Source organism: Chryseobacterium sp. TQ-BC-N36, assembly GCF_058382295.1.
Map to the genome: position 1 here is coordinate 599,780 of NZ_CM178175.1, position 20,130 is coordinate 619,909.

At 36.7% G+C, this 20,130-nt stretch carries 17 protein-coding genes; 12 read left to right on the forward strand and 5 right to left on the reverse strand.

Translation table 11 applies throughout. The features are described from left to right. The 5 genes from AC3FI7_RS02610 to AC3FI7_RS02630 all read left to right on the forward strand — a co-directional run bounded on the left by AC3FI7_RS02610 (position 1) and on the right by AC3FI7_RS02630 (position 4,757). The gene (locus tag AC3FI7_RS02610; RefSeq protein ID WP_343658267.1) at positions 1–753 is read left to right on the forward strand and encodes an SDR family oxidoreductase; all 753 of its coding nucleotides are present in this window, start codon (positions 1–3) and stop codon (positions 751–753) included. A 9-nt stretch (positions 754–762) separates the two neighbouring features. Next, positions 763–2,241: an alpha-amylase gene (locus AC3FI7_RS02615; RefSeq protein ID WP_491461316.1), complete on the forward strand. Its 1,479-nt coding sequence runs from the start codon at positions 763–765 to the stop codon at positions 2,239–2,241. 147 nt (positions 2,242–2,388) lie between these two features. Continuing rightward, positions 2,389–2,961, forward strand: coding sequence for a YciE/YciF ferroxidase family protein (locus AC3FI7_RS02620; protein WP_142722515.1), 573 nt, complete (start codon positions 2,389–2,391; stop codon positions 2,959–2,961). A gap of 457 nt (positions 2,962–3,418) precedes the next feature. Continuing rightward, entirely contained in the window at positions 3,419–4,030 is a 612-nt protein-coding gene (locus AC3FI7_RS02625; RefSeq protein ID WP_343658269.1) for an alpha-ketoglutarate-dependent dioxygenase AlkB family protein, read from the forward strand. A gap of 115 nt (positions 4,031–4,145) precedes the next feature. After that, complete coding sequence (locus AC3FI7_RS02630; RefSeq protein ID WP_491461317.1) at positions 4,146–4,757, forward strand: DUF4142 domain-containing protein; 612 nt, start codon at positions 4,146–4,148, stop codon at positions 4,755–4,757. A 132-nt stretch (positions 4,758–4,889) separates the two neighbouring features. Here the strand turns inward: AC3FI7_RS02630 and AC3FI7_RS02635 are convergent, their stop codons facing one another. Beyond that, positions 4,890–5,351 carry a PA2169 family four-helix-bundle protein gene (locus AC3FI7_RS02635; RefSeq protein WP_491461318.1) on the reverse strand — a complete coding sequence of 154 codons (462 nt, stop codon included), beginning with the start codon at positions 5,349–5,351 and terminating at the stop codon, positions 4,890–4,892. Positions 5,352–5,580: 229 nt separating this feature from the next. On the opposite strand from AC3FI7_RS02635, the gene AC3FI7_RS02640 reads away from it, so the two are divergent. Then, entirely contained in the window at positions 5,581–6,078 is a 498-nt protein-coding gene (locus AC3FI7_RS02640; RefSeq protein WP_343658270.1) for an RNA polymerase sigma factor, read from the forward strand. Positions 6,079–6,090: 12 nt separating this feature from the next. Here AC3FI7_RS02640 and AC3FI7_RS02645 read toward each other — a convergent pair whose 3' ends face one another. Beyond that, entirely contained in the window at positions 6,091–7,539 is a 1,449-nt protein-coding gene (locus tag AC3FI7_RS02645; protein ID WP_491461319.1) for a hypothetical protein, read from the reverse strand. Between the two features lie 239 nt (positions 7,540–7,778). On the opposite strand from AC3FI7_RS02645, the gene AC3FI7_RS02650 reads away from it, so the two are divergent. The 4 genes from AC3FI7_RS02650 (at position 7,779) to AC3FI7_RS02665 (ending at position 14,188) form a co-directional block, all read left to right on the forward strand. Then, the gene (locus AC3FI7_RS02650; protein ID WP_343658271.1) at positions 7,779–8,591 is read left to right on the forward strand and encodes a FecR family protein; all 813 of its coding nucleotides are present in this window, start codon (positions 7,779–7,781) and stop codon (positions 8,589–8,591) included. 70 nt (positions 8,592–8,661) lie between these two features. Beyond that, positions 8,662–11,886, forward strand: a complete 3,225-nt coding sequence (locus AC3FI7_RS02655; RefSeq protein WP_491461320.1) for a SusC/RagA family TonB-linked outer membrane protein — start codon at positions 8,662–8,664, stop codon at positions 11,884–11,886. 4 nt (positions 11,887–11,890) lie between these two features. Next, positions 11,891–13,294, forward strand: coding sequence for a RagB/SusD family nutrient uptake outer membrane protein (locus AC3FI7_RS02660; RefSeq protein WP_142722522.1), 1,404 nt, complete (start codon positions 11,891–11,893; stop codon positions 13,292–13,294). 15 nt (positions 13,295–13,309) lie between these two features. Continuing rightward, positions 13,310–14,188 carry a glycerophosphodiester phosphodiesterase family protein gene (locus tag AC3FI7_RS02665; protein ID WP_343658273.1) on the forward strand — a complete coding sequence of 293 codons (879 nt, stop codon included), beginning with the start codon at positions 13,310–13,312 and terminating at the stop codon, positions 14,186–14,188. 84 nt (positions 14,189–14,272) lie between these two features. Here the strand turns inward: AC3FI7_RS02665 and AC3FI7_RS02670 are convergent, their stop codons facing one another. The 3 genes from AC3FI7_RS02670 to AC3FI7_RS02680 all read right to left on the reverse strand — a co-directional run bounded on the left by AC3FI7_RS02670 (position 14,273) and on the right by AC3FI7_RS02680 (position 17,918). Continuing rightward, the gene (locus AC3FI7_RS02670; RefSeq protein ID WP_142722523.1) at positions 14,273–14,782 is read right to left on the reverse strand and encodes a phage tail-like protein; all 510 of its coding nucleotides are present in this window, start codon (positions 14,780–14,782) and stop codon (positions 14,273–14,275) included. A gap of 14 nt (positions 14,783–14,796) precedes the next feature. Further along, a complete protein-coding gene (locus AC3FI7_RS02675) occupies positions 14,797–16,476 on the reverse strand; it encodes a phage tail-like protein (RefSeq protein WP_491461321.1) in 1,680 nt (559 codons plus the stop codon). Positions 16,477–16,775: 299 nt separating this feature from the next. Continuing rightward, the gene (locus AC3FI7_RS02680) at positions 16,776–17,918 is read right to left on the reverse strand and encodes an FAD-dependent monooxygenase (RefSeq protein ID WP_142722525.1); all 1,143 of its coding nucleotides are present in this window, start codon (positions 17,916–17,918) and stop codon (positions 16,776–16,778) included. Between the two features lie 78 nt (positions 17,919–17,996). On the opposite strand from AC3FI7_RS02680, the gene AC3FI7_RS02685 reads away from it, so the two are divergent. Both AC3FI7_RS02685 and AC3FI7_RS02690 read left to right on the forward strand, forming a co-directional pair. Then, the gene (locus tag AC3FI7_RS02685; RefSeq protein WP_491461322.1) at positions 17,997–18,599 is read left to right on the forward strand and encodes a TetR/AcrR family transcriptional regulator; all 603 of its coding nucleotides are present in this window, start codon (positions 17,997–17,999) and stop codon (positions 18,597–18,599) included. A 794-nt stretch (positions 18,600–19,393) separates the two neighbouring features. Further along, entirely contained in the window at positions 19,394–20,119 is a 726-nt protein-coding gene (locus AC3FI7_RS02690) for an NUDIX hydrolase (RefSeq protein WP_142722527.1), read from the forward strand. Positions 20,120–20,130: the final 11 nt, after the last annotated feature.

The following is a 20,130-nucleotide window of genomic DNA, read 5'->3' on the forward strand; positions in this document are numbered from 1 at the left end:
ATGAAAGATTTACAATTGAAAAATAAATCTGTCCTCATTACAGGAGCAGACAGCGGAATTGGTAAAGCCATAGCTCTTTTGTTTGCGAAAGAAGGAGCTGATATTGCATTTATACACTATCATGACGCCAAAGATGCTCAAAAAACAAGTCAGGAAATTGAAAAACTGGGTCACAAAGTTCTTTCATTTGAAGGAGACATTAATGACAGTTCATTCTGCAAGACTGTTGTTAATGAGGTCGTTTCAAAATTCGGTGGAATAGATATCCTGATTAATAATGCCGGGACACAGGTTCCGTGCAATGCTATAGAGGATCTCAAAGAAAAAGATATCCGTAAGACTTTTGATTCAAACATTATTGGAATGATCCTGCTGACAAAATTTGTATTTCCCCATTTAAAAAAGGACGGTATCATTATTAATACAACCTCTGCCACCGCTTATATGGGGCATGAAGAACTACTGGATTACTCCGCAACCAAAGGAGCCATTGTTTCGTTCACACGCTCACTGGCACTTCAGGCTAAACCGAAAGGAATACGCGTGAATGCCGTAGCGCCCGGACCTGTAGCCACACCGCTTACGGAAAATACATTCGGAGAAGAGGATGAGGATCAGGATAAACCGCCTTTAGAACGTAATGCCTCTACTGAAGAAGTGGCAGCAAGTTTTTTATTTCTTGCTACAGAGGCTTCCACACAGTTTACCGGGCAGATTCTTCACCCGAATGGCGGCTTAATTGTTAACGGTTAATCATAATATATGAACGGGGTTATGATTCAGTTTTTCCATTGGTACCATCCGGGAAACCTTTGGAATGAGTTTGCTGAAAAAGCAGACTATTTAAAACATTTGGGGTTTACTGCCGTCTGGTTTCCTCCTGCCAATAAATGCAGTCTCAATATGGAAGGACGTGGCTATGATGTCTATGATCTTTACGATCTGGGAGAATTTGATCAGAAAGGAAGTATACCCACTCGTTACGGGACGAAAGCTGAATATTTAATGGCTATAGAGAAAGCGCATGACGCGGGAATGTCTGTGTACGCAGATATTGTTTTAAACCATAGGATGGGAGGAGATGAAGAAGAAAAGATGGTGGTGCATCAGCTGAATGAAGAAAACCGTAATGAAAGAATCTCAGAAAATATGGAGGTTTCGGCCTATACGAAATTTACTTTTCCGGGAAGAAAAGGAGTGTATTCGGACTTTATATGGGATTATCACTGTTTCAGCGGTATTGATTATGTGATCAGAGAAGGAGAGGAGCTGAAAGGTGTTTTTAAAATCCATAATGAATATGGTGAGGAGTGGACAGATGCCGTAAGTCATCAGTTTGGTAATTATGATTATCTGATGGGTGCTGATATAGAATACCGTAATCCTTATGTTGTGGAGGAAATGAAAAACTGGATCAGATGGTATATGGATACAACAAAGGTTGACGGGATACGGCTGGATGCTTTAAAACACATTTCTTCAGACTTCCTGAAAGAATGGACTCAATACATAAAGACAGAAATTAACCCTGAATGCTATATTCTGGGAGAATTCTGGAAAGACGAAGCCGAAAAAATTGAATATTTCTCTGATCAAATGACTGATCTCATTTCCTGTTTTGATGCGCCGCTGCATTATAATTTCTTCAGAGCCTCAGACGAAGGTAAAAATTATGATCTGAGTGGAATATTAAAAGGAAGCTTTCTGGAAAAGAAGCCCGTTTTCTCTGTTTCCTTTGTGGAAAATCATGATACGCAGCAGCTTCAGGCTCTTGAGTCTGCGGTGAAAGACTGGTTCAAGCCCTTGGCTTATGCTATTATTCTCCTTACTGACGAGGCTTACCCCTGTGTATTTTATCCTGACCTTTTTGGCGCAGAATATATTGATATAAAAGAAGATCAGGAAGTACATATCATCATGCCGAAAGTAGAGGAACTTCTCGGTCTCCTTGAAGCAAGAAAGCTTTTTGCATACGGTAAGCAGATTGATTATTTTGATCATCCCAATTGCGTAGCTTTTGTACGAACTGGAGATGAAGAACATTCGGGATGCGTTGTGATCATGTCTAACAGTGAAGAGGGTTATAAAGAAATAGAACTGGGAAAAGAACAGGCAGATTCAGTCTATATTGATTTCTTAAAGAACCGTCACGAAGAAATTGCGGCTGATCAGAGTGGAAAAGCTGTATTTCGGGTAAATTCCGGTTCGGTAAGTGTATGGGTGGAAAAACAAACACCGTAATGGTTTACGAATTTGCAGGTTTCTATCCTCTGCATATATCTTCCAATAGTATCTCCGGAAGTTTTAGGTACCACATCTTAATATTTCAGGCAAAAATGGTCTTATAGTTGCAGATTTATCACCAATCAATCACTAAAATATTATATTATGGAAACTAAAACGGCAACCAAAAAAGCTCCTGCCAAAAAAACGACAACAGCGAAGACATCAACTAAAACTCCGGCTAAAAAAAATGCAGCCAAAGGTTTGGAGGATCTTTTTGAAGATTCCCTGAAAGACATCTATTGGGCTGAAAAAGCACTACTGAAAGCATTACCTGTAATGATGAAAAATGCAACCGATGAAAAACTTAAAAAAGGCATCGATAAGCATATCAGTGAAACGGAAGGTCATGTTGAACGATTGGAAGAGTGTTTTAAAGCATTAGGTAAAAAAGCTCAGGCAAAGAAATGTGATGCCATGCAGGGGTTGCTTGATGAAGGAAAAAGCATTATGGAAGAGACGGAACCCGGAGCAGTAAGAGACGCTGGGATCATTGCAGCAGCACAAAAAGTTGAACATTACGAAATTGCAACCTATGGTACATTGGCAGCATTCGCCAAAGTATTGAAAGAAGAAGAATGTCTTAAAAACCTTTTAAGTACACTGGAAGAAGAGAAAAAATGCGATGAACTGCTAACAAAAGTTGCTGATACCAATCTTAACAGCAAAGCAATATAAAAAGTACTCATTGATTATAGGAAAGGAAACTGATATTTTGGTTTCCTTTTCTATTTTATTGAGGTTCTTTAAACTTTTATAACCATTATTTTGATCATAAAGGTACAAAAGTTTTAAACACTTAAATTTTCAGAACCCAAAATTATGCGCAATAAATACCCTAAGTTTTGTAAAAATCTTTGATTTTCATCTTATGTGAACTTTTCTGCGGTATCATTTTAGGCTTATTTAAGTGAAGTCATGTGTTTTAAAATGAAACCTTTTGTGGCTTTTGTGGTTGGTAAAGTTTAAACAACTTTATCATTTCAATAATTTATTCAGAAAAGATAAATAATAGTTTTGGTTTGTTTTGTATCAGTATTAATATATTTGCAGATATAATTTGTATCGGGTTTGTTTTTTGATCCTGGAAGAAAACAGGAGAGATACAAATTTTTATTATTTAAAAATGTAAAATATGACTCAACTCAGCTTGTTTGATTCTGAAGAACTGTATGAATTTCCAAAAGATCTTCTGGAGTACAGAGCGCATTTCCTGAGTCAGAAAGAGGCTGACGAACTTAAGGCCCATCTGCTTGAAACTGCTCCCTGGAAGCAGCGTACCCAGAAAATGTATGATAAGACGGTCTTAACGCCACGGTTAACTGCATGGTATGGTGACCCAAAAACTGATTATCCATTAGGAGACGGTGAAGTGGAGAATAATCTCTGGACACCTGAACTGTTTTCTTTAAAGGAAAGGATAGAAAAAATATTTGGCTATCAGTTCAATTCCGTATTGCTCAATCTTTACCGTGATCATAATGATTCTGTTGCATGGCACAGGGACAAGGAAAGCCGATACGGGAAACGCCCTGTGATTGCATCATTAAGCTTAGGACAGACCAGAAACTTTGATTTCAGGAAAAAGGATCATCACCAGAGCAGATACAGCCTGCCACTTCCTCATGGTTCCTTATTGATTATGAAGGGAGATCTGCAGGAGCATTGGGAACACCGGATTGCCAAATCTGCTGTTTCTATGAAAGAGCGTATTAATCTGACATTCCGATTGGTTCATCAGTTGTAGGGTGTTCATTTATAATGTTTTATAACTGGTCTGATCTGTTTTTGGCAGATAAATTGTTGCTTTTTATCAATAGTCATTATGACTTCATGTCTATCACCACTTAAAATTTATTATTATGAAAAATTTTGTAGTTACACTTTTTGCACTGGCTGCATTGACGGCCTGCAAAAAAAATGAACCCACATCGTCCGCTCAGTCTGCGGAAAGTACAACAGTATCTCCGCCAGCTGAATCGGGCATGACAGTAAATGATTCTGCCAAAATATCTGAACCTAAAAGTCAGACGGCTTCTCTGGGCGATCAGGATAAAAAGTTTGCAGATGCTGCCGCTATAGGAGGATTAATGGAAGTTATGATGGGGAAACTGGCCGCCACAAATGCTGAGAATTCAGTAGTGAAATCTTTGGGAGCAATGATGGTAATAGATCATACCAAAGCGAACGATGAGCTTAAGAAATGGGCTTCAGCAACAGGTTATACTTTGCCTGCCACCTTAGATGCCGAAAAGCAGAAGATGTATGATGATCTGAAAGCAAAGAAAGGAAAAGACTTTGACAAAAAGTATACGGATCTCATGGTAAGTGATCACAAAGAAGATGTAGAAGCATTTAAAAAAGAAGCTTCAGAAGGAAAAGAAGCCTCCTTAAAAGCATTTGCCGGTAAAACTCTTCCGACATTAGAGCACCATCTGAAGGAATCAGAAAAAGCTAAGAGTACGGTACATTAATGTATCATAAATTTCTGACTTTATGACCTGCATCATAACATGGGCAGAATATATTAGATATTTTTGAAATGATTAAATATTATTTTGTTCTTGATTATTAAGCTCCTCTTTTTAAGGGGAGTTTTTTATTGATTATTCTTTCTTTTTATATTCTTCAATTTTTTTAAACTGCCGATAAGAACTTTTCAAATTGCGAAGCTGCTCAGATACAATGGCAGTACTCTTTTCACTAAGATAACCTGTATCCAGTGCATTTTGATAAGCTTCTATAGCTGCTTTTTCGCCAAACACTACATTTTCCAATGTAGACTCTACCAGATTACCCATTGTAAATGAGTTTTTTATATCGATCCATGTTCTGTGAACAGCTCCGGCTATGGATGGAGAATCCTCAGGAGCACCTTGTTTTTCTGTGATCAGATTGATCAGCTCATTTTTCATGATTTTCGATTGAGAAATCATATGGTCATATTCATCTTTTACGTCAGGGTACATTTCCCAGACTTTTCCTTCTACCTTTTCAAAACCTTCTATCCGGTCATTGGTGATGTGAAGCAGATCATTAAGTGTTGATATTTCCTGTTGATTATTCATAATATAATTTTTGAAAGGGTTCAATCAGCTAAATTATCAATTGTTTAATGGAATATTTATAATCCTGATCATATACCATCTATTTCAGGATTTGCTTTAACTATAATTTTGAACATGGATGCAACTTCAGCTGTCAGAAATTTAAACTTAATATAAATTTAATATGATTGCCATAGCTTTTGGATACTTTTGCATCATTGAGATTTGGTTTCAAAAGACATTTAAAAGGATGGATCATTTTAAAGAAATATATTCCGGTTACAAGCACAGGGTGTATTTTTTTGTGGCAAAATACCTTACGGAAGAGGAAGATATTGAAGAAATTGTTCAGGATATTTTTATGCATGTCTGGAAACATCTATCCAAAAAGCATTCTCCGTCAGAAATCGAAGCACTTATCTTTAAAGCTGCCAAACAGGAAATCTCCAATTTTTACCGCAAAAGAAAAATGATCTTTGTTCCTCTTGAAAGTTCTCCGGAAAATCAGCAGGAAGAAGAGAGCTCAGAAATTGAAAAGCAGCTGCAGCAGGAAGACCAGCTCAAAAAGATAGAAAGTCTTCTGGAACAGGTTCCAGAGAAAAGCCGGGAATTTTTCATTAAAAATAAAATCCAGAATCTCAGCCTTTTTATGATCGCCCAGGAAAATGATATTTCCAAAACAGCCGTGGAAAAGCATGTCAATAAAGTATTGAAGTTTCTGAGAGCGAATTTGAATCTTTTCTTTTAACCCTTTTTTGATCTATAAGTAATCAAATAATTTTTTATTATCCCTTAAAATTATTTCAAGAGACTTTCTATCAATTATCTTTAAAACTTCAGTATCAAAATCAATATTTGTTATATCTTGGTTAGTCACTAGAATTATTTTTTTATTTTCTAATCTACTCAGTCTCATTATACTTTCTCTGAAATTTAATAAACCCTTCCTATTTTGAGAAATTTTAAACTCAAAATAATATTGTTCATTGTTTAATCTTGATGTTAGATCAAACCTAAAGCCTAAATTACTATCAAAGCTTTCTTTAATAATATTGGTAAAATTTAATTTTTCAAGCAAATACTGAAAATACTTTGAGAATGATATTTCATTCATTTCATCTACATCGCTAATTGTAATATTTTCTTGATAATTTTTTATTTTTTCTTTATCAATAATATCTGAAAAAATATTAAAATTATTTACCTCAATAATTAGTACTCCATCTCTATAAAGTATATAATGATTATTTTCTTCGTCTGTTTCAATATCATATTCTTGTTCTATAAAATTAATAAATCCTTGAACGGATAGAAGTTGCTTATCTATACCAACAAACAGATATGAGTTTTCTTCAATTTCATAGAAGCTTCCTACAAAATCAACATTATTAAATTTTATAATAGGTTCTTCGTAGTATAAAAGATTAAATTCAAAATTTTTTAGATCCTGTTCTTCTCTTGTTATAATACCTAGGAGTCTTTTACGCATTTGTGAATAATATCTGCTTAAGCGACTATTACCTAAAAAAGAAAAAACTGATGCATAATGACCTGCTCTTAATATATGTTTTTTCATTTCATTTGAAATATCATCATTTTCTATTGGAGGATCAATATATCTATTTTCAGAAATTTGATTTTCATAAAAAACACTTAATGATGCTATTTGAATATCTCCTGGTTCTTTTGTTTTTTGAACCAAAGCATTATCTTCTTGATTTTGTGATGTTGTAATAGATATTGAACCTTTTCCCTCAGTGACTAAAATTCTACCATCAACTAATTGACATTTCCAATCTGGCCTTTTTTTAGTTCCATAAATTCTTTGAATTGTTGAACTCTTGACATTGAAAAATTTCTCAGCTAAAACTACTGAAATTCCGATTCCTAAATCTTCAGTTATACTTTTTAAGGTTTCAGATCCATTTATATGTCTAATTTCGTTAATTTTTATTTTGAAATCTTCATTATCATTGTATATTTTCTCTAATATATCAAGTTTGTCAATAAATTTCAACCTATTAGAGGTAGCAAATCTTCTTGATTGTATTGTACCAATGTGGTAGACTAGTTTATATAAGCTAAATGTTATTATTTGAGTTGTACTTATTTTATCAAATAAAACTGTTTGTGGTAAAATTACAGGATCAATTTCAACTTTGATCTTTTTTGATTGAAATAATTTACTAAAATCTGATATGAATGGCATAATGGAGGTTTGGGGTTTTAGTTTTATACAAAGTTCTTAAATATACATATTCCTCTATACATAAGGTATATTCTATAAAAATTTGAAATAGATGTAAGAATCAAATAATTTCTATAAATAGATTACCTTCCAATATTAACCGAATATCATCCAGTATGAACAAATTGTTAAATCAAAAAATAGGGGTTGACGATTGTATACTTCCTGCGTATTCTCTAATAAAGATCAAAAAGGAGAGTATGGATTTCGAAAACCAATGGAAATCGGTCAAAGAAGAAAACCGGAAAATGAAGGATTCGGCAGATCAGCGGATCTGGAATGGACTTGAAAATAAAATCCGATCCAGAAACAATACGAAACGGCTGTTATGGGCTGCGGCTGTTCTTTTACCTTTATTTACGGTGATCACATTCTTGACTGCAGGCAGTGAAAGCAACTCTTCGCATGATGACCTGATGGTTTTCAGAACGGAAAAGAAACAAAAAGAATTTACACTGCCTGACGGAAGCAGAATTACACTGGAACCGGAGAGCGAGTTGAAGCTGGCTGAAAATTTCGGAAAGAAGGGCAGAAATGTTTCTTTTAAAGGGAAAGCCTTTTTCAGTGTTGCTAAGAATAAAGCATTGCCGTTTATTATTGATGCGGACGGATTTAAGGTAAAAGTATTAGGAACAAAATTTTTGCTTGACCAGAGATCTGAGGATAAAAAGGTTTATTTAAAAGAAGGAAAAGTAAAAATTGATTATCAAGGTCGTACAACATTCCTTTTGCCCAAGGAGACCTGGCTTGCTGATAAAGACGGAACCGAAAAACATTTCTATGATAAAGATGTTGTAAGAACATTTGATTTTAATGAGGTAAAATTCGGGCAGGCAATTGCTCAGCTGGAGAAGACTTATAATATTTCCATCACATATCCTCAGCAGTATCAGGAAAATGTAATAAACGGAGATATTACCGGAGATCTGTATAAAGCAACAACAACAATAGGATTTCCATTCAGTCTTAAAATAAGAAAAGAATCAGAGCATCATATCATTTTAGAAAAATAATGCACCGGTAATTGGGGTTACCGATGCATTGAATATAATCAGTCAAATAACAACTAATTTCAGCAAATCTATGAAAAAAACAACAATTAGCATGATGTTGTTGGGTCTTTTGTGTGCGCCACAGTTTTCCTACGCAGAAGCTAACAAATGTTTTCAGCAGTCCGTCAGTCAGCGGAAAACGCCTTTGATTAAAATTTTTGAAAAACTTTCCAGGGAACATGGCGTAAAATTCTTTTATTCGGTTTCTGACCTGAAAGATATTCAGGTGGATGAATCCCAGCTTAACTATCGATCTCTGCCAGCATCTTTAGATTATCTTAAAAAAAATGTCGGTCTGGATTTTAATGTAGATCAGAAAACAGTCACTGTACGTCTCAATCAGAAAGCTATGGCTGCCATTCGGGAAAACAATGCCATTCAGTCTTCAGTATCTTTAAATCCGATAAAAGACACGGTAAAATCCAGAGAAAAAAACATTGATGAGGTTGTTTTGGTGGGCTATGGGAAACAAAGCAAAAAAAATAACTCAGGGTCTATTTCTTCTATTGATGAGAAGCAGATGAAAGGGGTAGCATCCAGTAATTTTGGAGATATTATTGCAGGAAAGGCAACGGGTGTTCAGATTACCCAGGCCAATGCAACGCCGGGAGGTTCGCCATCAATCAGAGTACGGGGAATCGGGACGTTAACTGCAGGCTCCAATCCTTTGATTGTGGTAGACGGGCTTCCTTTAACTGAAGGTTCCAATCTGAATGCTATTGATCCCAATTCCATTGCAAAAATCGATATCCTGAAAGATGCCGCTTCAGCAGCCATTTATGGTTCCAGAGGAGCGAATGGAGTCATCATCATCGAAACAAAACAGGGAAAAAAGGGAAGGATGGCCGTTTCTTTTGATTCCTATTACGGAATGCAGATGAGAAGTGATAATGTGAAATTGGTGAATGCTTATGATATGGCTACTTTTCTGAAAGAAGCCAGAGACAACAATTATCTTTCTAAAGGAAGCAACAGAAGTATTTCTGATGACAATGCCACAAGAATAAGCAAAGGAGCCTCTTTAAGAGAATTAATTCCCGATTATCTGGCGCCTTATCTGGCCAAGCAGCCTGGATTGACAGACACCGACTGGCTGAATACCGTCATGAAACCGGCACCCATCAGCCAGACTTCACTGAATATTACCGGTGGAAGTGATAAAAGTAAATATGCTTTTACCATGACCTATTTTAATCAGAAAGGATTGGTGATCGGGACGGACTACGAAAAATTTTCCACCAGTGTTAACCTCTCCACCGACCTTACAGACAAATGGAAAGTAGGGGTTACAATGACTCCGTCTTATGCAACAGGGACAGTCAACGCTGCAGAAAACTCCAGAAGCTACAATCCTTTACAGATGGCTACAGCCATGTATCCTTTTTTTAAACCTTACAATGATGACGGAAGTCTTGTTATTTCCGGGCAGATTTTAGGAAATACTGCTACTGACGGAGCATTGGTAGAAAATCCCGTTGCTGTTCAGAAAATGACTGACAGAAAGTATACTTTATTCAAAACCTTCGGAAATATTTTCACTGAGCTTGAACTGCTGAAAGGTCTGAAATACAGATTGTCTGTAGGAGGAGATTATACAAATTACGAATATAATTTCTTTGATCCTTCTACAGTAGGAGCCTACAGAGCAGCAGCTCCGGATGTTACCTTTGCCAATAGAACAGAGTATATCCGAAAAAATTATTTAATTGAAAACTTACTTTCATTTGATAAAAAGTGGGGTTCGCACAGAGTGGATGTCATTGCCGGGCAGTCTTTTCAGCAGGAAGATAATACTCAGCTTTTAACAGAAGCTACAGCCTTTCCGGATAACAGCATTCGGAATATTGCAGGAGGAACTTCGTTTAAAAATACTTTAACCCAATATAAATGGCGGTTACTGTCTTATTTTACCAGGGTTAATTATACATTCGACAATAAGTACAACCTGATGGCCTCTTATCGTCGTGATGGCTCTTCACGCTTCGGGAAAAACTCTAAATGGGGAGATTTCTATGCATTTTCAGCCAGCTGGACAATAAGTAACGAAAATTTCTTTCCCGAAAATACATTGGTGACAGATCTGAAATTCAGATACAGCCTTGGAAGTAACGGAAACAATCAGATTCCCAACTTCGGAGCTCTTTCATTGATGAATCCGGATAATTATAACTTTGGCGGAGCTTTGGTACCTGGGTATACCACGGCAACGGCCCCCAACCCGAATATTTCCTGGGAAAAGTCCAGATCAAACAACTTCGGGATCGACTTTTCTTTGTTTAAAAATATACTGAACATTTCTGCAGACTATTATATTCTGAACAGGGATGGGTTGCTGTTGGATGTTCCGGTTCCGCAACAGTCCGGCTTCAGTACATCCCTCCAAAATATTGGGAAGATCAAAAATTCCGGCTTTGAGTTACAGATTGCTTCAAAAACTTTCAAAATTGCCAATGACTTTACTTACTCGGGAAGCTTTAACTTTTCGACCAACAAAAATGAAGTTCTGGCTTTAGCAAATGGGCAGAACCAGATCATAACAGGAGAAAATAACTTTTCAGTGACGAAAGTGGGCAGTTCTATTGGTGAAATGTATGGTTACAATATTATCGGAATTTATAAAAGTCAGGATCAGATCAACAATTCGCCACATATTACCGGAACCATGGTCGGAGATTATATTATGGAAGACCTGAACGGAGATGGGAAAATTGATGTTAATGATAAAAGAAGCTTTGGCAGTGGTGTTCCAAAATATATTCTGGGCTTTAACAATAATTTCAGATATGGTCTTTTTGAGCTGAGCTTCTCATTATACAGCGAGATTGGTAAAAAGATCTATAATGCTGATGCAGTCACCACTTTAGAATCCGGAGAAGGTTTCGGAATGGCTTCACAGTATTATTTTGACAACCGCTATAATGCAGTAACCAATCCCAATGGCTTTTTTGGGATGCCGAATATGAACTTTTCCAATAACAGGAAAGAAGCCAGAACCTCAAACTTATATTTTAAAAATGCAGATTATGTAAGATTAAGATCACTGCGACTGGCTTTTAACTTCCCTAAATCTATGCTGGGAAATATAGGCCTGGAGAATGTACAGATTTATATGGTAGGAAATAACCTTTTCACCCTGTCAAAATACAAAGGAATGAATATAGATGCTACGTCTGACAATGTTCTTACCCAGGGTTTTGATCAGGCCTATTATCCTGTTGCTAAAATTTACTCTATTGGTTTTAACCTTCAATTTTAAAATTATGAAAAAAATATTCATTACAATATGCTTCCTTTCATTAATCGTTTCATGTTCGTCTGATCTTTTGAATGTAAATCCGGAAGCACAGAAAGTTTCATCACAATTTTATACCAACGCTTCTGAAATCGAGCAGGGTATTATTTCAGTCTATGGATCCCTTCAGTATACGGGACAGTATCAGCTGGCAATGCCGGCTTTAGGTGAGCTGCCTTCTGATAACACCTATGATGAGGTGCCTGCCAATGATTCTTTTACGTATGGTGAGCTGGATTTTTTTACCATTCAGCCTAATAACAGCCTTATTGCGAGTGCCTGGAAAGACAATTATATCGGAATTCAGCAGGCGAATATTATTCTGACCAGGATTGATAAAATTCCTGATATGACTGATGCACTGAAGAATATAAGGATTGGCGAAATGAAATTTCTGAGAGCGCTCATGTATTTTAATCTCGTGAGAATTTATGGAGATGTTCCACTTGTTTTAAAAGAAACTACGAATGTTAATGATTATTTTGGACAGCCAAGAACCCCTGTAACAGAGGTATATTCAGCTATAGAAAAAGATCTGAAGGATGCCATTAATCTCTTGCCGGCTACTGCCGCTCAAAAAGGGAGAGTGACCAAAGGTGCCGCTTTGGGGATTTTGGGTAAAGTGCTTCTGACGCAGAAAAAATTTGCTGAGTCATTGACCTATCTGAGTCAGGTGGAACCTTTGGGCTACCAGCTTTTGACCGATGTCAATAAAATTTTTGACGTTGCCAATAAAAATAATGCTGAAATTATTTTCGATGTCCAGTTTACATCCGGCTTAAACGGAAATTCTGAAGGAAGTACGGCATTTCAGATGTTCAGTCCCTCCGGATCTGTTTCAGGTGCGAAAGGCCATAATCTTCCTACTAAAGAAGTCTATAATCTTTATTCTGCCGGAGATACAAGACGTTCTGCATATATCGGACTTACTTCAAACGGAGTCCCTTTCAGTAAAAAGCTGGTAAAAACTTCGAACACCATTGCGGATGGGGGCAGCAATTTTGTAGTGCTGCGGTTAGCTGATGTTTTTCTGATGATGGCAGAATGCTTTGCAGAGCAGAATGACTTTGCCAATGCCAATATATATGTAAATAAAATTAAAGGGAGAGCAGGGATTGCCCCTGTCAGCCTTTCCACAAAAGACAGCCTGCTTAATGAGATTGACCGCGAAAGAAGGCTGGAGTTTGTAGGGGAGGGACACCGTTGGTTTGACCTCCTCAGAACCGGAAAAGCAATCTCAGTGATGACAGCTTACTTTAATAATAACGCAGGATACAGTACGGCACAGATCAAACCCTATCATCTTCTGATGCCTGTCCCACAGGGACAGATCAATACAGACCCTGCCATTAAACAAAATCCCGGATATTAATAAAAAACTTGAATTATGCTAAACAATACATTATTACCATTATTTTTTCTTGTATTCTCTTCTCTGTTTGCTGCACAGCACAGGAATGTTTCACTCTCTGAGTTTCCCGATGACAAAGTAATGGTGGTTGCTCACCGGGGTGATTGGAGAGAGGCTCCTGAAAATTCAGCGTGGGCTATAAAAAAAGCCATTGAAAAAGGAGTTGATATGGCTGAAATAGATCTTGCCATGACAAAAGACAGTGTTTTGATCCTTATGCACGATAATACCATTGACAGAACAACAACAGGAAAAGGAAAACCTTCTGACTTTACACTGGAAGAAATTAAAAAACTGCACCTTAGAGATGGATTGGGAGTGGAAACACAAATGAAAGTTCCCACGTTACAGGAAATTCTTGAGATCTCGGAAGGAAAAATTCTTCTGAACCTGGATAAAGGCTTTGATTATATAAAACAGGTATATCCTTTAGTGAAAAAACGAAATATGCTTGATCAGGTTTTATTTAAAGGTCATGAATCTTATACTGAATTTAATCAGAAATACGGTGATATAAAAAAAGATATTCACTATATGCCGATTATACAGCTGAGCAAAAGTGAAGATCTTAAAAAGATCTCAGAATATATCAAAAACTATAAGGTTTATGGTTTTGAATTTACAGTAGGGACAACAGAAAAGAATCTGATTGATTTTAAAGAATTGAGAGCAAAAAAGGTCAAAATATGGGTAAATGCATTATGGCCTCATCATAACGCCGGAAATAATGATGATCTTGTTCTGGATAATCCTGATGTTTATGACTGGTATATTCATAAAGGCATAAACATTATTCAGACGGACAGGCCGAAAGAGCTGATCAGTTACTTGAAACGTAAAAAACTTTATTTTTAGAAACTCCTGAGCTGAAATTGAATATTTCAGCTCTTTTTATTGCTAAAGATACCTCATCAAACCTGACCTAATGCCCCTAACATATCAATTTCCCCAAAAGGTCCATACCGAACCATTAAAGACAGCAAGTTGTTTTTTGGTGGTGTCATAAACCATCATTCCTGCCGCCGGAGAAATAATATTAAGGTGAGGGCTTGCGACTTTAGGCAGGATCATCGCTTTATTTTGATCTTCAAGAACAAGAATGCCGGGAGTGGAAGAGGGAGTTCCTATGGATACCTTTGCACCGGGGTGATCATTTAAAACATCCTGCAGGCTGGTATCGGCTGCTCCGGAAGAGTCTACGGAAAGGTCTTTCCAGCCGGTATCCTGGAATACTTTTACCTTTTTATCTGCAATATCGAAGATCAGGGTTCCTTCAACAGGATTTTGTACATCCGTTGTACTGCTCACCCACGGAAGTACTATTCCTCTGTTTTCCGTCCCGAATTCTAAAGACGATGATTCGGATTCCAATGTTGTTTTTCCTATTGCTACCTGTGAATAAAAGCAGCTTGACAATGGGAGAAGGAGCAGTATAATTATTTTTTTCATAATTCAGTTTTTTATTAATCAGGACAGGTTTGATTATTAAAGCATTTCCATCCGCCAGGAGTTCCGTCAATATTCACCTGAAGACAATGTTGAGTGGTGTTGTAAACGATCATTCCCTCTTTTACATCTGAAGAAGGAATAGCAGCTACTTGTGTATCTGTAAGCCTGTTGATGACCAAGCCTTTCGTTTTTGATTCCAGCACTGTCCATGCTCCCTTTCTGGCACCAGGCCAGCTGCTGTCTCCGGAATTGGCTCTTTGGAGGGCCGTAATTCCATGATTTGCAGGGAGAGCAGTTCCGGCTGTTAAAGCAGGCTTATAGCATGGAACTGCACCGGGTACGATGATCGTATCAGTTGCTGTATCACAGTTTGAAGGTGATGCCGCCTGGCATATCTGGTATTCCAGCGTATACGTTCCTGGAGGAGTTCCCGGAGCTACATTTATGTATCCGGTTCCCGGATCAAGATTAATGTTGGTGGTGGTTGTGGAAATCTGGGAAAGGATTACATTAGTAAGCGTAGCCTGAGCACCGTTGTATGTTTCAAAATCATTATCGAGAACATTTCCCGCAGAAGAGCTGCCTGCCGGAATGGTATAAGTATCCTCTACCGCTATGGGAGGCAGCTCTGCGTTGATGGTAGGGCAAAAACCTACTGAAGTGACCATCGGTGCGCTGCAGCTGTTGGTTGAAGAACAGTCATACGTTACGTTTGACAGCATAACAGGATTGCTGTTCAGAAAAACAGTTCCGGCATTGGATGGACCTGAAGATCGTTTAAAATCAACATTCGGTCCTATGGATACATTATTTACCTGTATTGGGTTCTGAACTTCAAAATAACCTTTTTTACTGGCAGATGCCGGACCATGTATAGCAGCATTTCCTCCCTGATACTGATTGATCAGAAACCGTCCTTCATTATACAGTATGGCATCAGCCGGTGCATTGTTCATATTTCCTGTAGAAGAAAATACTCCAAAATTATATATTTCACTGGAGTTACCGGATAAATTGATATCTCCTCCGGCGGTAAAAGTTCCGGTATTGATAATTTTTCCGCCATTTATATTAAAACCGCTTGCGGAATTGATCGTTCCGCAGTTGAGATAAAAGCTCTGTTCATTGTTGCTGTAGTTACCAAGAATGGAAATAGAACCTGTCTTCTGGTTTCTGAACTGTGTCATTGCAGAATTGCTCATATTAATATTACCGTTGATATTTAATGTGCCATAATTATCAACAATATTATCTGTATTATCTCCAAACTGCAGGACTCCTATATTTACAATGCCTTCATTGACAATTCGGTTGTTTTGTCCTACAATATTCATATTACCGTTCCCTCCACCGACAATAATGGTTCCCGTATCATATATGTGTACATCCAGATCTGCTACAGTAGTTGTGGCCTGATTGAATACCAGTGAACCATGTACGTCAAAATAGACAGGTGCGTTGGATACTCCGCTTATATTATTTTGAAATATTACCAATGCGTTTGTTCCGATGCATATTTTAGTATTGGCTCCAAAAGTTGGATTGTCAAAAGTTGTTGTGGTTGTGATACACACCGTTGTATTGTCAGGAAAATGATAATTGGGATCCGTGGGATTGGTTATAGTACATCCTGTACATTGAGCACTAACACTAAAAGGGAAAAATATAAAGAATAAATATAGATAATATTTCATTTTGTGGTGTGTTATACCCAAAAATAATTAAAATATTTTAATATTGTTTGTCTTGAATGATACTTTTTTTGCCGGAAATTGATAAAAATAAGACGTATTAATTTTATATTATATAACAGTTAATATTATAAGGCATTTTGAATGACTTCTTCATATTTAAAATAATACCACCAAAGCAAAAAAATGTTTTGGTGGTACGGTTATTCTTTACCCTGAGTAAATGCAGATAATCAGTTAGAATAAGCGTTTACTTTTTACAGATAGGATTACATAAAAAGATAAATGAACCTTTGGAAAATCTATTCAATATTTAAATTAACGCCATAAAGAAAGTCGAACTGTTTACGGGTAATATTATCAGGAGTGCACCGAACCAGAAAATTACGGAGAAGACTGCAAGGCAGACTCTTCACACTGGTAAGACGGCCCAGCATCCAGGATGCATCTACAACCCGTTGGGCACGTTTTAACCGTCTTGCCTGGTATTTGGCGAAAGCAGTTGAAGGACCAGATTCCCTGCTTAGATAGGCAGCGAGTATATAAGCATCTTCAATTGCCTGGCTGGCTCCCTGTCCCAGATTGGGAGTAGAAGCGTGGGCTGCATCTCCTACTAATACAACATTGTCCCGATACCATTGGTTAAGAGGATGTATATCATAAAGATCTCCATGTATCAGAGTCTCAGCATTCAGTTTTTTTGCTATATCCTGTATATGCTGGTCAAAAGGCATTAATTCTTGTTGTATATAGGAGAGTGCCTCGTTGGGGGTAAACCGGCTCCCTGCGTCCATGGCTTTGGTCATCCAGAAATAAGCCTGATTGACACCTACCTGTGAAATGGATACACGTACACCACCTTTACGGCTCCATACTTCTCCACTTCTTGATTGTTCTGCTGATGGAAGAGTGGTATTGATAATGGCCCGCCAGCAGGTCTGACCTGAATAGCGATATTGCGCTTTAGCTACATGCTGTTCCCGTATGACAGACCGGATACCATCCGCACCTATGATCACATCCGCATGATCAGTGGTACCATCATCAAAATATACCGTATTGTTTTTAATATCTACGCATCTTTTACCAAGATGTATAGTCTGTTTTACAGCATTCATCAGAATCTGTTGTAAGGTACCACGATGTATGGCTTGAGTAGCATTACCATAGCGCTTTTTAATGTCTGTATTATCAATATTTTGCAGAAGGTTGCCTTTTATGTCTTTTATAAATACAGATTCGAGAAATATGGAATTATCTTTTACTATTTCTGCCAATCCCAGACGCTCATAGACATTCATTGCATTACCACCTAACCATATACCTGCTCCCACGGCTTTAAGCTCTGTTGCCGCTTCGTAGATTTCAAAAGGGATTTTGTTGTGCTGTAAAGCAATAGCAGTGGTAAGCCCTCCTATGCCTGCACCGATGATGATTACTTTCATAATTTCTATATTTTAGTACAAATGTACTAAAAATTTCCACACTTGTACATTTGTACTAAAATTTTTATTTTCGCTGTTATGAATACAAAAGAAAAAATACTGATTACCGCTACTCATTTATTCAATGAGCAGGGTATAGATGTAATAACGATCCGGCATATTGCTAAAGAAATGGGAATCAGTCACAGTAATATTCAGTATTATTTTAAGAATGCTGATGATATCATTGCCACCATCTATAATAACCATATTAAGGAACTGGATGAATTACCTGTATTCAAAAATCTAACTCTTGATGCATTAAAATCATCCATAGTACTGGTCATGGAGCATATTTATAAATACCGGTTTATATATATACATTTTGTAGTAATTGCCAGACGTTTACCTTCTGTGAAAAAAGAAAATGCCAAACGGTTTGCTATCCGTCAGCAGCAGTTTATGGATCTGTTTGCTTATTATCGCGAAGAAGGTATTATGCGAAAGGATATTCCCATTCCTGTGTGGGAAAGCTTAATCAACAATATTTATATCATTGGAGATTTTTGGATTTCAGCTAATGAACTCAATACCATGTTAAAAGGAAGAAAAGCAGTTGATTATTATGGTAGGCTGATTGAACAATTGTTTTATCCTTATTTAACTGAATTGGGAAAGTCACAGATAACATTGTCCAAGTGACAGAATACGGTCTTCCAGGATTGCTGGGGCATATAAATAGGTAAGGTATTCTTTATCTCAGCCTGCTTAGTTAAATTTTCTGGAGCCCAAATTTTGTATCTGTAAAAACATGACGCTGTGTCAGAAGTCAAATAATTTGGCTTTTGTCACTGACTACATCGAACCCTCGATTTCTGACGAAGGAAGAATCTCATTGATAACCAGAAGCATGAGATTCTTCATTACAGTTCATTTCATCAGAGTGACACTTTTGAGACAGTTTCTTGTTTCTTTTTGATGAGATCTTCAAAGTCCAGTATCTCAATTTATTAAGCCGTTTAGCAACTATGTGAAAGTGATCTTATATAGACGGATACAGCCACATCGCTTTTTTGCTTTTGTATCGAGGGTAATCTTAATCTATAAATTCATTGTTTCATAAAACTTTTGCTGCTGGACTAGGAAAAGTGGTAAAAAAAAGGAGGGTTTTAGTTGCATTTTGATAATAAAAAGTGTGTTTTTTACATTTTTTTTTCAGTCAAAATGAAAAAAAAAATCATTCTTCTTATCATACTATTTATTCAAAAAAAAAAGATCATTTTTTTGACGTTATGCTGTTGCAATTAATTGTTAATTCATGTCTTATGAAATAACTAAGTGTAAAATTAATGATAACCTTATCATATTTTTTATGCAATTGATATCATAAAAAATCGATATGTAATGTGTTGATATGCAGTAGATAATGATTGATTTATTTTTTTTATTCAGATGAATTTTTATATTTGTAATGTTACCAAAATGTTAACGAACTAATGAATCAAAACTTTATCCATACCTATGTCTCTGTGGACTGTGTTGTTTTCGGATTCGACCATGAAAACCGGTTGAATATATTATTAGTACAGCGCCATGTTGATGATGTTCCTTTGGAAAAACAGATCAAACTGCCAGGTAGTTTGATTTTCAGCGATGAAGATGTAGATGATGCCGCTCAAAGAGTTCTTCATGAACTTACCGGGATCAAAAAAATGGTTCTTAAACAGTTCAAATGCTTTGCAGATCCAATGAGAGCAAGTAATGTACATGATATAAAATGGATGGATAAAGAGTATAAACATCATATAGACAGAATCATTACAGTAGCATATCTTTCTCTCTGCAAAATAGATCATAAGATCAACAGCACAAAATATGATACCGTAGACTGGTATCCTATTGATGAGGTTCCGGCGTTGCCATTTGATCATAACAAAATCATCAGTGAATCTCTGATCGAGATCAGAAAATGGATTGAATCTGATTTCTCCATTATTTTTGAACTGCTGCCAAAAAGGTTTACCATAAGACAGCTTTATCAGCTCTACAGTGCTCTGAGTGAAAAAAATATTGATATTAAGAATTTCCATAAAAAAATATCTTCCTTCCCCTACATTGTTCCTTTGGATGAGATTCAGAAAGATGTCTCACACCGTGCAGCAAGATATTACAGATTTGATGCGAAAATCTACAAGAAAAACAATACAAAACTTATAAAATAATTCCTTTAAAA

Excerpts from the sequence above, each read along its gene's own strand:
- AC3FI7_RS02610 (WP_343658267.1), top strand. The coding sequence starts at position 1 with ATGAAAGATTTACAATTGAAAAATAAATCTGTCCTCATTACAGGAGCA.
- AC3FI7_RS02615 (WP_491461316.1), top strand. The coding sequence starts at position 763 with ATGAACGGGGTTATGATTCAGTTTTTCCATTGGTACCATCCGGGAAAC.
- AC3FI7_RS02620 (WP_142722515.1), top strand. The coding sequence starts at position 2,389 with ATGGAAACTAAAACGGCAACCAAAAAAGCTCCTGCCAAAAAAACGACA.
- AC3FI7_RS02625 (WP_343658269.1), top strand. The coding sequence starts at position 3,419 with ATGACTCAACTCAGCTTGTTTGATTCTGAAGAACTGTATGAATTTCCA.
- AC3FI7_RS02630 (WP_491461317.1), top strand. The coding sequence starts at position 4,146 with ATGAAAAATTTTGTAGTTACACTTTTTGCACTGGCTGCATTGACGGCC.
- AC3FI7_RS02635 (WP_491461318.1), bottom strand. The coding sequence starts at position 5,351 with ATGAATAATCAACAGGAAATATCAACACTTAATGATCTGCTTCACATC.
- AC3FI7_RS02640 (WP_343658270.1), top strand. The coding sequence starts at position 5,581 with ATGGATCATTTTAAAGAAATATATTCCGGTTACAAGCACAGGGTGTAT.
- AC3FI7_RS02645 (WP_491461319.1), bottom strand. The coding sequence starts at position 7,539 with ATGCCATTCATATCAGATTTTAGTAAATTATTTCAATCAAAAAAGATC.
- AC3FI7_RS02650 (WP_343658271.1), top strand. The coding sequence starts at position 7,779 with ATGGATTTCGAAAACCAATGGAAATCGGTCAAAGAAGAAAACCGGAAA.
- AC3FI7_RS02655 (WP_491461320.1), top strand. The coding sequence starts at position 8,662 with ATGAAAAAAACAACAATTAGCATGATGTTGTTGGGTCTTTTGTGTGCG.
- AC3FI7_RS02660 (WP_142722522.1), top strand. The coding sequence starts at position 11,891 with ATGAAAAAAATATTCATTACAATATGCTTCCTTTCATTAATCGTTTCA.
- AC3FI7_RS02665 (WP_343658273.1), top strand. The coding sequence starts at position 13,310 with ATGCTAAACAATACATTATTACCATTATTTTTTCTTGTATTCTCTTCT.
- AC3FI7_RS02670 (WP_142722523.1), bottom strand. The coding sequence starts at position 14,782 with ATGAAAAAAATAATTATACTGCTCCTTCTCCCATTGTCAAGCTGCTTT.
- AC3FI7_RS02675 (WP_491461321.1), bottom strand. The coding sequence starts at position 16,476 with ATGAAATATTATCTATATTTATTCTTTATATTTTTCCCTTTTAGTGTT.
- AC3FI7_RS02680 (WP_142722525.1), bottom strand. The coding sequence starts at position 17,918 with ATGAAAGTAATCATCATCGGTGCAGGCATAGGAGGGCTTACCACTGCT.
- AC3FI7_RS02685 (WP_491461322.1), top strand. The coding sequence starts at position 17,997 with ATGAATACAAAAGAAAAAATACTGATTACCGCTACTCATTTATTCAAT.
- AC3FI7_RS02690 (WP_142722527.1), top strand. The coding sequence starts at position 19,394 with ATGAATCAAAACTTTATCCATACCTATGTCTCTGTGGACTGTGTTGTT.